This is a genomic window from Lactobacillus sp. W8093 (assembly GCF_016100925.1).
Lineage (GTDB): Bacteria > Bacillota > Bacilli > Lactobacillales > Lactobacillaceae > Lactobacillus > Lactobacillus helsingborgensis.
Genome location: NZ_JACFRL010000007.1, coordinates 94888 through 106545, shown reverse-complemented (window position 1 = coordinate 106545; position 11658 = coordinate 94888). Strand labels below are relative to the sequence as shown.

The following is an 11658-nucleotide window of genomic DNA, read 5'->3' as shown; positions in this document are numbered from 1 at the left end:
GATATTAATGGACGGCTTTGGCGTCTTTTTGACGAGCTACAAAACAAGTAAGACTATCCAACTACCAGTCAACCCGGCCGAACTAAAGCTAAATTATGAAAACGATGACCAGAGCCAGACAGTGGTCAATCTGGGCGAAGTAAATCGACTAGGTAATTTGAAGTTAGTGGGAATTACTATTGATTCCGTTTTTCCAAAGTATAAAACAACCTACTTAGCAGATGATCAGCCTGAAGAACCTGATTATTACATTGACTGGATTAAGAAAATCCAGAAAGCAAAAGGATTAATTAGGCTGGTTGTAGCGACAACTAAAATAAGTATGTGCATGACCATTGCCAGTTTTAATTATGGTTTCGAAGACGGCTTTGATGAAGAATACAAATACACGCTCGAACTTAAGCAATACCGCGAATTTGAGGCGACTAAAGTAACAACTTCAAAAAAGAAAAAGAAGAAAGCTAAAAAAGGCAAAAAGCGAATTGCGCCACCTAAAAAGTTTGGCATTCATTCTACCGTAATAGTTAATGGACGTTTACACTTAGATTCGAACGGCAATGGAGCAGGCGTCTATGAGAAAAATGCCAAGCGCCAAGTAATTAACATTGCCACGGGGCATAAGTATCCTATTTGTGTTGGTATCAACGGTGTCGCTAGAGGTTGGGTTAAGAAAAGCGATGTGAAGAAAGCATGATAACGACTTTTAAGTTAGTGCGTAGAAGCAATCTGTACCGCAAGTCTAAAAAGAATGGTAAGGGAACCACTTACGATTTGCGTGAAGTAGTTTCTAATGTTAAATGGACGACAGATCTTAACTTTAGTGCCAGTGAGTTGTCATTTGACTTAATTCAGAAAATACATCCGATTATTCCTTATACGGGAGACATCATCAAGTTTCGCTGGGAGCACCATAAAATCTTTTACGGTTATGTTTTTAAGTATGAAGTCAAAGAAGACAATACGGTTAGCGTGACCTGTTATGACAAGGAACGCTATCTAAAAAACCAAGACTCAATCGTCTGGCAGTCAGGTACAATTGCTGACCGTTTTAACAACGTCTGCAAACGCGCTGGAATTAAGCATAAAGTGGTTAATAAGCCAAAGCATAAAGTGTCGGCTGAAGTATGTGATGGTAAGACTTACTTCGACATGCTTAAAAGTGCCATTACTAAAACTTTGAGCGCCACTAAGCACATGTATTATGTGTATTGCAATTACGATGTGGTTGAGCTACGAAGGGCGCCATATAAGAAGTTAAAAATCATAATAGGCAGCAAGTCCGCAATGACGGGTTTTTCTTATGCAGTCGATATTAACGACACAGCAAATGTAGTTAAAGTTATTCAGAAAGACACGAAAAAGTCTAAGTCAAAATCCGCCACTGCTAAGCAAGACGACCCTAAGCGTACTAGTTTTAAGTCTACTAGCGCCAAGGGTAAATCAACGGAGCAATGGGGCAAATTGCAGGTTACTGTTAATAAGAAAAATAAGGCTAACCATGCACAGATGGTTAAGCAGGCAAAAGATGAGCTGCGCAAGCGTAATCGTGCCAACAAAGAATTAACCGTTGATTGTATTGGAAACGTTGACCTTGTTGCAGGTAATGCCGTGACGATTAAAATTAACGATATTAATAAGACTTTGAAGAATTGCCCGATATTAAAGGCTGAACATGAATTTGGTACTGATTACATGTGTCATCTTACAATGAAAGTAGGTGCTTCATGGCTGGAGAACGCTTAATTAAGATGCTACAAAGCCGCGGCGGTCAGGACAGTGATTATGCGGATGTTGTTTATGGAGTTGTTATTAGCACGGAGCCGTTGAAGGTGCAGTTATCTAATAACATGGTAATTGACGATAACTTCATTGTGTTAGGCAAACACATAGGCAAATTCAAATTACCTTGTAAAGCAACTATTAATGGCAGTGATGTCATAAAAAACGAAAAAATAACCTTTAAAGATATGGAATTTGACAATAGCTTAAAAAAGAACGACAAGGTAACCATGATTCGCATGGATGGTGGTCAGCAGTTTTATCTATTTGAGAGAGAGGAGGGATAGCATGGAAGATGATGACAATATTATTGTGACTGACGATGACAACATGGACGATGAGAGTGCCGAATTGGAAGATACCGATATTGACACTGATGGCGATGATGATGAGACTTTGGATGATGAACCTACCCTAACTTTTAAGATTGAAAATGGACGCATTCGTGGAAAAGTTGATGAAAAGCAAGCCATGATTCAGGCAGTCGACAAAATACTGGAAACAGAGCGTCTAGTATATCCCATTTACTCCGATCAGTACGGCAATGATTTAAACGATTTAATTGGTAAAGACATGGGCTATGCGAAAGTAGAAGCTGAAAGGATGATTAAAGAGGCATTATTAGCTGATGATCGAGTGGTTGAAGTTGATATTGACACAGTTAATGAAGTAAGCCGAGATACCCTAGAAATTAAAGGCACCTGCGTTACGGTGTACGGCAATATTAATATAGATAGTGAGGTGAGCGTGGATGACACCAGATGAGTTAGCTGAGAGCTACATGGCGGAAGATTATGGCTACTGGCTTGATTTAATGCTGGATTATGTTCCAGATGATATTGACCAGCGAGAAGGCTCAGTTATCTATGATGCACTGGCGCCTGCAGCTATGGTTATGGCCCAACAATCTCTAACACGTGCAAATATTATTAAACAAACATACATCAAAACAGCTCAGGGACAATTTCTAGATTATCGGGCAGCCGAACACGGCACAGCCAGATATACGGCAACGCAAACGGAAGTTAAGGCTAAATTCTTAGATTCCGATGGCAATTCAATTAATAACGTTCAAATAGGCGACCAATTTGCCAGTATTGGCGAAACGCCTATTTTTTATACTGTTCAGAAAATCAATGATGATTTAACCGGAGAATTAACTGCCGATGACCCAGGAACAACAGCCAACTCTTATATTGGGCAGATACTGCCAGTAACTAGCAACGACACTCTTTCTTGGGCAGAAATAACCGAGATAGTGGCTCCTGCTCGTGATGAAGAAACAGATGACCACTTGCGTGACCGACTGCTTAAAGCGGATGACTGGATTGCTTACGGTGGCAACATTACCGACTATTTGGCAATGCTCAGCAAAATTAGCGAAGTTGGAGCAGGGCAGGTTTATCCAGTCTGGAATGGTGCAGGCACAGTAAAGCTGGTGATTGTTGACAATAACTTAATGCCAGCTAGTGCCGATTTAGTCAAAAAGGTTAAAAACATCATTGATCCCACAGATAATGAAAGTCAGGGCTATGGCTTGGCTCCAATCGACCATCAAGTAACTGTTGTTGCACCAACACCTTTGACGGTTAATATAGCAGCAACAGTCAATATTGATGGCACGCATGGAATCGATATAGTTAAAGCTAAGATTAGAACCGCCATCGATGAGTATTTTAAGTTGCTACGGCAAAGTTGGAACAACATTGATGCTAAAACTGGGCGAGGTTACTCTCAAACAATTTATCGCTCCAAAATCCTATCTCAAATAATGATGGTTAACGGGGTAATCAATGCGTCAGTTCCAACATTAAATGGCTCTGATCAAGACATTGCCCTTGTGTTTGATAATCAGACTTCACAACTGCCAGTTTTAGGGGAGGTGGTGCTTGATGGCTAACAATTTAATGGACTATCTTCCTGATTATTACAATGATGTCTACGAAATGCAGGCAATTATGAATGCACAAGGAAACGTCTTAGACAAAGCAGAAAGTGAACAATTACGGCTGCTTTTAAACCAATTTGTCACACAAACAGATGCGAAAGGGATTTCTGTTTTTGAAGATCAGGTAGGGATTAAACCTGCTCCAAGTGATGATTTAGCGTCACGACAAAACAAAGTGCTGATGCGACTTTTGCCTCCAAGACCAATTACCATTGACTACTTACGTGATTTATTTGCGACACTTAAAATACCTGCGACAATCACAGTTATTCAGAGGGATGCAATCGTTGAAGCTAAAAGTGCCGAAATTAATAGCAGTCAAATTGAAAACATTAAATACCTGCTTAACATCTATCTGCCAGCCAACATGATCTATGAAATTAGAGTAGCATTGAACAGAGCTGAAATTAGCAACGACTTTAAAGTTGGTCTGGGCAATTGGCTAAAAGCAACAACTGCAGTGCAAGCCAACGTTTCTCAGTTTATTAATTAGAAAGGGGGGGTTAAATTTTGTCGAAATACAATAAAACAATATTAACTAACGCAGGTCTTGATTTGGCTGCAAAAGCCAGCTCAGGAAAAACTAAGTTCACAATTACCAGGGCGGCAACGTCTACTGAAAAATTGGCAGATGAAAGTATCAGTGAATTGCAACAGTTAACAGCACTGCCTAGCTTGATGCAGTATGGCGAGATTAATAATGTTGCAGATTCTGCTCAAGATAAAAGCATTGTCATTGGGACAGAGCTTATTTTTAATAATAAGGACTTATCCACTGGCTACAATATCAATACCATAGGTTTATTTGCTAAAGAAGATGGCAGCGACAAAGAGATTCTTTACTCATTAACTACTGCAGTTGAGCCTGAAACGATGCCTGATTTTAAAGATAAGGTATTGTTCAAATTCAATTTAACTCTGTTTGTTGTAGTTGGTCAGAAAGATAATGTCACTGTGAATGTTACTGACAATGGTGTAGTTTCCCAAAAAGAACTAACTAAGGCAGTTCAAGCGTTGCCGCAAAAGGAGGATATTGCTAACCTATTCAATAAGATTGATACTGACATTAATATGCTTCATCAAACGATTAATACCGATATTAAAAATTTGGTGGCCCTAAATAGCGATAGTGGCAATAATATCTATAATACAAAGATTAATCTTGATACTTTTTCCACAGTGGGTATCAGCAAGTTCCTAGGCTGTCAATTGCAGTCAGATGGCGCAATGGCAGGCTTTGACCCAACGCAAGGCAATTTATATGGTTGGATATTTGACGTGCCAAAGTGGAATGGTGCAAATACGTATGAACAGATTGTCTACATTAGCGACTACGGTCAAGGGAGCCTAACATACATGCGCACCAAAGCTGATGCGACAAGTAAAGAAGACTTCTTCAAAGTTGCAAATGACATAGATTTAGGCAAAATTCATACCATTGCTAACCCATTAGAAGTTGATAATAAAACAAACCCTGATTCACTCACAGAACCAGGGATTTATTTTTCAAAAAATGGTTTTAATTTCGCTAAAAGTGACATACCCAACGGCTATCGGAGTGATGGCAAGACATATATGTCCGTTCTGGAAGGTGAAAACCCCGGCTACACGTTGAACTATTTCCAACAATTCATGTTCCAAGCAACAAAATTTAATTTTGAGTGCTGGTACAGAGCTGGTTATCAGTATGGCTCTAATGCTTATTACACTGTAAGTTTCACAAACCTAAAAGACATCTATAGCACTTTAAAACAAATCAGCGTTAATGGTGGTACGGCTGTTAGCCCAGATGATAAGGGCATTGCTAATATTACTGTACCTGCTCCTGATTTATCTCCGTTAGAAGCTGAAATTAATAAGCGGCCACTAACCGTTAATAAAATTGCTTCGGACAGCAAGGGCAATGTTGCTGTGCCAATACCTGACGTGTCTGGGATTAAGAACGATATTCAAAACATGCAAAACCAGATAACCAGCAATGCACTTAGTGCAATGAAGTCATGGACTGGCACGTTGACACAATACCAGGCATTAACTAGTTATGATCCAATGACCATGTACTTTATTATTAGCGAATACGAGGTGGTGGTTAAATGAGCTTAGATAACGTTTTTATGGGCAAAAGGGTCGTTCAGCAAATTTATCTTAAAAATGCGTTGATCTATCAGTCTAAAGGCTGGGAAACATTGCCTAGCGCACCTCAGGTGGAATGGACTAAAAACTTTGGGTCTATCGGATCCTTTCCGACAGATTGTGCTATGGATCAAGACAATAATATTTATATAGCTGTTCAAAGTTTTGTTTATAAAATAAGTGCTGATGGGCTTTTATTATGGAGAAAAGCTTTTTCTGGCGCACAAAAAATATGTATTGATCAAGATAATAATATCTATTTAGCACAACTAGCATATTTAAATCAGACTGACACTGACCAGAGTCTTATTATTAATCACCTGGATACCAGCGGCAATGTCATAAATAAAATTAAGGTCAATGCATATATTAGCGATGATATTACTGGTTTTACTTTTGACAAAACGTATTTATACATATCTAGTCGGAAATCTTCAGTGAACAATAGTATATATAAAGTTGATAAAAAATTAATAAATAGTGACTTTTTCAACCCTGGCTTTCTGATTAGTTTTAATGTTAACAATCTTGCTACAACTGAAACATGTCCAAACATCTACTTTACTAATGGTAACTCTCTGTATCAAATGAAAAAGGGAACTTCTACATTTCTTATAGCTACACAAATTGGATCTAATAATACAATAGATAGTTCTATTTTAGATAATCTAGGCAACGTTATTTTATCTTCTAGTGAAGGAATCTTTAAATACAACATCGATACTAAACAGCAAACAAAAATTATGAATATGGGGACAGCAAGTTATAATTTTAGTTTGAGATGTATTGATTATCAGCAAAATCTGTATGGGATTTCTTTTTCCAATACCCCTAATAATAAAGTCTTGACTGATTTGTTTAAAATCAGCTCAGACAACACACTAATATACAATAGCCGAATTATTAATGATAGCAATGCAACCAGCGGACGGCTAACAGTTGATAATAATGGGAATATTTATTATGTTTATAGAAATTTTAATTACGAACTTTTAATTACTAAAATTATTAATCTAGTCAAGAAAGGAAATTAACAATGGCAGACGAAACAACTAATAATACAGAAAATACAGAGAAAAATTGGCAGAATGTAGCCAATGATTTAAAGCAGCGCATCTTTACTGGGAGCATGGGAGTACAGGTTGCTTACAAGTCATGCGATGGCATCGACGCTGTCGACTGCGAGCCTATTTTACTAACAAGAAAATATGACCATGACGTATGGCCAATTGTTGTCAGTGAACCAACAGGTCTTAATAACCCGAAGTATGACTGGCATACTCACCAGTGGCTTGAGCAGGATGCTACTAATAACAGCTACCGTTTAAATGCAGTTGAAAAATCGGTTCAATCTTTAAAACAATCGGATGCTCAAACTGCCAAAGACAATACTGAAATCAAGGATGACCTTAGCGGCATTGCTAAAGGGCAAGCTGAAATGCTGAAGCTAATCGGCAGTGCCACTAGTCCTAAAGCTCCAACCACTACCGATAGCAAACAGGATGGAGGTACTACTAATGCTTAATGAAATCTATAGAACACTAGTCACACAGTTTTATCAATCACAGATGTATGATAAAGCTGATGTGGCTTATTTTGTGCAGTTAGGATGGTTAACTAGCGATGATTATAAAGAGATAACAGGTGATGACTATGTGGCGCAGTCTGCTTAGTAACATCAATGAAAATCATGACCAGACCATAGCAGGTGGCACCATTTTAGCCATTGGTCTAGCTTTGCTTTTAGACAGAAACTATTTTTTCTGGCCACCAGAATGGACGCTTTTCATGAACGATAAAAGACTAGACCTAGCAATAATATTACTAGGTCTTTTAATTATGCTTGATTCTCTATTTACTAAAAAACATAGGGGTTGGCGTATGTTTATTTTAATTGTCGGTGCTTGGACAATGTGGTTTTTAATCGGCATACAGTTAGGACACGCTTTTGGAGCTGGTGAGTATCGTATGGATTTAACAGTTATAGGTGAAACAGTAATTTCAATATTGTGCCTATATTGTATATATCAAAGTTAGAGAGGTGGTAGCGTGCATGATGTGACTAGCCTAATCTATGTTTTGGGGACACTAATCGAAGCAGCTGCTACCTTTTTAGCTGTGACGCACACATCACATAAGGAGGACACGGATGATGTTATAAAAAACCTAAAAATCGAACGAGATAATTTTAAACAGGACTATCTATTAGAGCGAAAAAGGCGCTTAGAAATTGAAGATGAGTACGAAAAATTAATAAAGAAGTTGGAGAACACCTAGTAGTGTTCTTTTTTTGTCGAAAGGAAATTTCAAAATGGCTCAAATTATTAATCTATTGAATTCATTATTACCATACATTGTCTTATTGGCAGTCGGTATTGTTGCCGTCTATCAATATGCTAAACAGCACAATCCTGCCTTTGCAGACAAGATGAAATGGCTGTATGACGTAGCGCAATATATCGTTACGCAACAAGCAACACATACCGATATCACGGGCGCAGAGAAAAAGCAGGCAGCCACTGACGCTTTGCTAGAACAGGCTAAGGCATCTAAAGCTAAGTTAACCAAAGAAACAGCCGAGGGCATGGTAGAGAAAGCTTACCAAGAAGGTATAAGAAATGAAACTAAATAAAAAATACGCATTATCTGCCAATGAGGGAGCGTCTGCTTTAGCTAAAAGAGATATTATTGTGGCACACTCTACGGCAACGCCAAACGGTGAGGCGTGGGCAATCGCTCACAATATGAAGGCTGGCATTAATACCGCACAAACCTACGTCCATCTGGTAGTAGATGACAAAGAGTGTTATCTGGTAGGTGACTTAGGCTATGTCGCTTGGGGATGTGGCTACTATGGTAATCAACTATCACCAATGCAGATTGAGCTTTGCGAGTTTAGTGATAAGACACGTGCATTAAAGGCTTACCGTAACTATATCGGGCTAATCCGTGAATATGCCCAAAAGTACGGTATACCGCTAACACTGGATACTAATGCAAAGCGTGGCGTGAAAACGCACAACTGGATCACTCATAATCTAGGTAACACTGATCACAGCGATCCTTATGGCTACTTGTCAAAAATTGGTATTAGCAAGGCGCAGTTTGCACATGACATTGCTCATGGTGTAAGCGGTAAAGTAGTTTCAGCAAAGAAGCCTGCTAAAAGTTCAGGTAAAAAATCAAGCTGGGTTAAAAAACCTGGTACCTTTATTTTAGGAAAGGCGCTTAAACTGCATACCTCGCCACACATTACCGCCCCTGCAATTGCTAAATTACCAAAGGGCAGCGCAATCAGGTACGATGCTGTTCTGCAAGGACCTAAGCGTCTATGGCTAAGGCAGCCACGAGTAAACGGCTATGGCTATATCGTGGGCAAGGATAAGTACGGCAAGACAATGGGAAAATTTAAATAATTTAAAAAAGCCACTCTGGAGCATTGCTTCGGGGTGGCTTATTTTGGTGGTATAATTATTTTATGAAAGGTGATGTTATTATGAAAAAAAGGAAATTGCGAGGATGGGTTCCTTGGTGTATCTTTGCGTTCCTGTGCTTGTGGGATTTAGTAAATAGCAAAAACCTGATAGAAAGCATTTTATTAGTTTTCAGCATTATACTTATAATACTATACAATAAAGATAGGGAAAAATTTGTTAATTGTGAAATTAAAGATAAAATGGAAGAATTTAAAACAAATATGGTTGCTTTAATTGTTACAGAGTTAACTTTTATTATTATTTTTTCCTTTATCAATGTTTTCACTAAAACTGTATTCTGGGGCCCCATGGTTTCATTAGCTATTTTTATTTTTTTGTCGTGGATTATTACTTATAAATACGGATCTATCATTTTAACAGAAATTAATCTCAAATAGAAAAGCTTATTTTTTTGGAATTTAATCGAATCAATATTTGAAAGAACTACTAGTCTAATAGCTTTTCTAATGGTTAAATCATTTATTATTTTAAATAATAAGTTTTACGACTTTGATCCATTATTTGAACAAGTTGTTAAAATTGATTTACCAATTTTAGCTTTACTTTTGCCAACAATTAAAATGTATAATTTTATAATTTCTGAGTATTACGAGTATAGTAACAATAAAAAAGAACTAGAACAACAAAAGAAAGAAAAGTACAAGTACGATCTTTATAATTATGATTAAAAAGCCACTCAGATTATTTTTTTGGTGGCTTATTTTTTGTCCGATTATTAATATTTTATTTAACTGACTATATTTTATTGCGTTTGATTGCTGTTTCTGTTTAAATAATCATGTAAGTAAAGGAGGGGGAAAACTGTGATTAATTCGAATATAAGGAAGTTAACTATAGCTGGTTGGCTCCGAGAGAATGATTATGCAAGCTATGACGAACCTATGAAAATACAAAAATTTATATTCTTTTACGAATGTGCATGTAATACTAGAGGATATGATTACGACTTTAGCAGCTTAAAAGGGTATAAAAATGGTCCTGTGTTTAGTCCGGTATGGGGAGATTATACAAAGGAAAGGGATGAGTTCGATATTGCTGCTAATAATCAATATAAAATAAATCAAGAAAAATATATTATTCCTGAAATAATACAAAAAATAGACTTTTTTATAAAAACATGCAATTCAATTGAATTATCAAATTTAACTCACACAATGAATATTTGGAAATGTAAAAAAGATAGAATTCTGGCTGGTGAACGTGAAGTACCACTTAGTAGTGTTGATTTTAATTTAAAGGACAAAGAAATGGTTGACAAGATCCTTTCTGCTTATTCTGAAGAAATGATTAAAGATAGTAAGGTTATTCAATACGGTAATACAATTTTTGTTTTATCAAATAATGATGCAAATAGCTTAAGTCCGGAACAAATGGATACCCTTCAAGAATTAGCAAATTTAGAAGATCTGGAAAATCCAGTGTATATTTCCATGGACCCAGAAAAGAAAGGACGATTACTAGTTGATTAAATCACATGATGTTATAACTATGAAATTACCTTTTCCCAATATAAGCTCTGGTCTTGCGGTGAAAGCGCATATGTATATATGTGAAAACGTGGTTGGGAATGATTACTGTTTTATTAAATGTCAGTCTTTTAAAAATAGGTTTTATCAACTGAATCATTATCTTGTTGAAGAACCAAATAGTTCGAGAAATCCATTTGTTCGTACATCTCTAATTGATTGTGATAAGCGCTTTAACATAAAACATGTATTAATATCGGAAGATATACTTACTAAAAGTCGTCGTGATGTATCAGCACAATTATTTCAAGAGATAAAAAGTGAAATAGACGATGAAGAATGCGTTGATAATGAGATAGATAGGATTGAACTAAATAAATTAAATGGAAAAATCAAATTAATATAAAGGCGCTCTATGATATATCTAGGGTGCTTTTTTTTATTACAAAAAAGTACACAATGGGAGCTGCAATAAGTAGATGATGCCATATTCTAGTTTCTTAATAATATCTTTTTTTAGAAACGAATTTTATGAAATTATTTACAATGTATATCCGTAAGTATATTATATATTTATAAGGAAGTAAGGAGATGAAGGAAAAAAAGGAAAATAAAAAAGCTACTATCGAGCTTCACTTCAAAATAAATCTCGGGATAATAGCTTTCTTTTGAAATCATCTATAAGAGATGAACAACAGGGAAGGGACTTCCCTTCTTTGTTGTTTATAAGAAGATTATATTAAAGAAAGGTATTTATTACAATGAATAAAATTTATAACTTTGAAACTAAAAAAGAAACTGGACGATTAAAACAAAGATTGACATAAGACTTAAA

The 11658-nt window shown here is 36.6% G+C and carries 18 protein-coding genes; all 18 read left to right on the top strand.

All coding sequences use genetic code 11. The features are described 5' to 3' along the window. The first annotated feature begins 7 nt into the window (after nt 1-7). Nucleotides 8-694 carry a hypothetical protein gene (locus tag H3T47_RS06260; protein ID WP_233335864.1) on the top strand — a complete coding sequence of 229 codons (687 nt, stop codon included), beginning with the start codon at nt 8-10 and terminating at the stop codon, nt 692-694. A 17-nt stretch (nt 695-711) separates the two neighbouring features. Further along, nucleotides 712-1743 (top strand): hypothetical protein, encoded by a 1032-nt coding sequence (locus H3T47_RS06255; RefSeq protein WP_199282882.1) that lies wholly within the window; start codon nt 712-714, stop codon nt 1741-1743. After that, nucleotides 1725-2066, top strand: coding sequence for a DUF2577 domain-containing protein (locus H3T47_RS06250; protein ID WP_199282881.1), 342 nt, complete (start codon nt 1725-1727; stop codon nt 2064-2066). The genes H3T47_RS06255 and H3T47_RS06250 overlap by 19 nt, the downstream gene beginning before the upstream one ends. A 43-nt stretch (nt 2067-2109) precedes the next feature. Further along, on the top strand, nt 2110-2544 hold the full coding sequence (locus H3T47_RS06245) for a DUF2634 domain-containing protein (RefSeq protein WP_233335867.1): 435 nt from the start codon (nt 2110-2112) through the stop codon (nt 2542-2544). Next, nucleotides 2531-3679, top strand: a complete 1149-nt coding sequence (locus H3T47_RS06240; protein WP_199282879.1) for a baseplate J/gp47 family protein — start codon at nt 2531-2533, stop codon at nt 3677-3679. The genes H3T47_RS06245 and H3T47_RS06240 overlap by 14 nt, the downstream gene beginning before the upstream one ends. Next, nucleotides 3672-4220, top strand: a complete 549-nt coding sequence (locus H3T47_RS06235) for a putative phage tail protein (RefSeq protein WP_199282878.1) — start codon at nt 3672-3674, stop codon at nt 4218-4220. The genes H3T47_RS06240 and H3T47_RS06235 overlap by 8 nt, the downstream gene beginning before the upstream one ends. A gap of 17 nt (nt 4221-4237) precedes the next feature. Further along, nucleotides 4238-5824, top strand: coding sequence for a hypothetical protein (locus H3T47_RS06230; protein ID WP_199282877.1), 1587 nt, complete (start codon nt 4238-4240; stop codon nt 5822-5824). Then, entirely contained in the window at nt 5821-6894 is a 1074-nt protein-coding gene (locus H3T47_RS06225) for a hypothetical protein (RefSeq protein WP_199282876.1), read from the top strand. Before H3T47_RS06230 ends, H3T47_RS06225 begins: the two co-directional genes overlap by 4 nt. A gap of 2 nt (nt 6895-6896) precedes the next feature. Further along, on the top strand, nt 6897-7385 hold the full coding sequence (locus tag H3T47_RS06220; protein ID WP_199282875.1) for a hypothetical protein: 489 nt from the start codon (nt 6897-6899) through the stop codon (nt 7383-7385). Beyond that, on the top strand, nt 7363-7533 hold the full coding sequence (locus H3T47_RS06215) for an XkdX family protein (protein ID WP_233335862.1): 171 nt from the start codon (nt 7363-7365) through the stop codon (nt 7531-7533). Before H3T47_RS06220 ends, H3T47_RS06215 begins: the two co-directional genes overlap by 23 nt. Next, a complete protein-coding gene (locus tag H3T47_RS06210) occupies nt 7508-7897 on the top strand; it encodes a hypothetical protein (RefSeq protein WP_199282874.1) in 390 nt (129 codons plus the stop codon). The genes H3T47_RS06215 and H3T47_RS06210 overlap by 26 nt, the downstream gene beginning before the upstream one ends. Nucleotides 7898-7909: 12 nt before the next feature. Continuing rightward, the gene (locus tag H3T47_RS06205; RefSeq protein WP_199282873.1) at nt 7910-8137 is read left to right on the top strand and encodes a hypothetical protein; all 228 of its coding nucleotides are present in this window, start codon (nt 7910-7912) and stop codon (nt 8135-8137) included. 34 nt (nt 8138-8171) lie between these two features. Continuing rightward, entirely contained in the window at nt 8172-8492 is a 321-nt protein-coding gene (locus H3T47_RS06200; RefSeq protein WP_199282872.1) for a phage holin, LLH family, read from the top strand. Next, nucleotides 8479-9276: an N-acetylmuramoyl-L-alanine amidase gene (locus H3T47_RS06195; protein ID WP_199282871.1), complete on the top strand. Its 798-nt coding sequence runs from the start codon at nt 8479-8481 to the stop codon at nt 9274-9276. The genes H3T47_RS06200 and H3T47_RS06195 overlap by 14 nt, the downstream gene beginning before the upstream one ends. A 62-nt stretch (nt 9277-9338) precedes the next feature. Then, nucleotides 9339-9734, top strand: coding sequence for a hypothetical protein (locus tag H3T47_RS06190; protein ID WP_199282870.1), 396 nt, complete (start codon nt 9339-9341; stop codon nt 9732-9734). A 69-nt stretch (nt 9735-9803) separates the two neighbouring features. Next, a complete protein-coding gene (locus H3T47_RS06185) occupies nt 9804-10025 on the top strand; it encodes a hypothetical protein (RefSeq protein WP_199282869.1) in 222 nt (73 codons plus the stop codon). 135 nt (nt 10026-10160) lie between these two features. After that, a complete protein-coding gene (locus tag H3T47_RS06180) occupies nt 10161-10826 on the top strand; it encodes a hypothetical protein (protein ID WP_199282868.1) in 666 nt (221 codons plus the stop codon). Continuing rightward, the gene (locus tag H3T47_RS06175) at nt 10819-11229 is read left to right on the top strand and encodes a hypothetical protein (RefSeq protein WP_199282867.1); all 411 of its coding nucleotides are present in this window, start codon (nt 10819-10821) and stop codon (nt 11227-11229) included. The genes H3T47_RS06180 and H3T47_RS06175 overlap by 8 nt, the downstream gene beginning before the upstream one ends. Nucleotides 11230-11658 lie beyond the last annotated feature (429 nt).

What these genes read in the sequence shown, in the direction of transcription:
- H3T47_RS06195 (WP_199282871.1), top strand. Translation starts at nt 8,479, where the DNA reads ATGAAACTAAATAAAAAATACGCATTATCTGCCAATGAGGGAGCGTCT.
- H3T47_RS06190 (WP_199282870.1), top strand. Translation starts at nt 9,339, where the DNA reads ATGAAAGGTGATGTTATTATGAAAAAAAGGAAATTGCGAGGATGGGTT.
- H3T47_RS06225 (WP_199282876.1), top strand. Translation starts at nt 5,821, where the DNA reads ATGAGCTTAGATAACGTTTTTATGGGCAAAAGGGTCGTTCAGCAAATT.
- H3T47_RS06235 (WP_199282878.1), top strand. Translation starts at nt 3,672, where the DNA reads ATGGCTAACAATTTAATGGACTATCTTCCTGATTATTACAATGATGTC.
- H3T47_RS06200 (WP_199282872.1), top strand. Translation starts at nt 8,172, where the DNA reads ATGGCTCAAATTATTAATCTATTGAATTCATTATTACCATACATTGTC.
- H3T47_RS06250 (WP_199282881.1), top strand. Translation starts at nt 1,725, where the DNA reads ATGGCTGGAGAACGCTTAATTAAGATGCTACAAAGCCGCGGCGGTCAG.
- H3T47_RS06185 (WP_199282869.1), top strand. Translation starts at nt 9,804, where the DNA reads ATGGTTAAATCATTTATTATTTTAAATAATAAGTTTTACGACTTTGAT.
- H3T47_RS06215 (WP_233335862.1), top strand. Translation starts at nt 7,363, where the DNA reads ATGGAGGTACTACTAATGCTTAATGAAATCTATAGAACACTAGTCACA.
- H3T47_RS06245 (WP_233335867.1), top strand. Translation starts at nt 2,110, where the DNA reads ATGGACGATGAGAGTGCCGAATTGGAAGATACCGATATTGACACTGAT.
- H3T47_RS06220 (WP_199282875.1), top strand. Translation starts at nt 6,897, where the DNA reads ATGGCAGACGAAACAACTAATAATACAGAAAATACAGAGAAAAATTGG.
- H3T47_RS06210 (WP_199282874.1), top strand. Translation starts at nt 7,508, where the DNA reads ATGACTATGTGGCGCAGTCTGCTTAGTAACATCAATGAAAATCATGAC.
- H3T47_RS06240 (WP_199282879.1), top strand. Translation starts at nt 2,531, where the DNA reads ATGACACCAGATGAGTTAGCTGAGAGCTACATGGCGGAAGATTATGGC.
- H3T47_RS06260 (WP_233335864.1), top strand. Translation starts at nt 8, where the DNA reads ATGGACGGCTTTGGCGTCTTTTTGACGAGCTACAAAACAAGTAAGACT.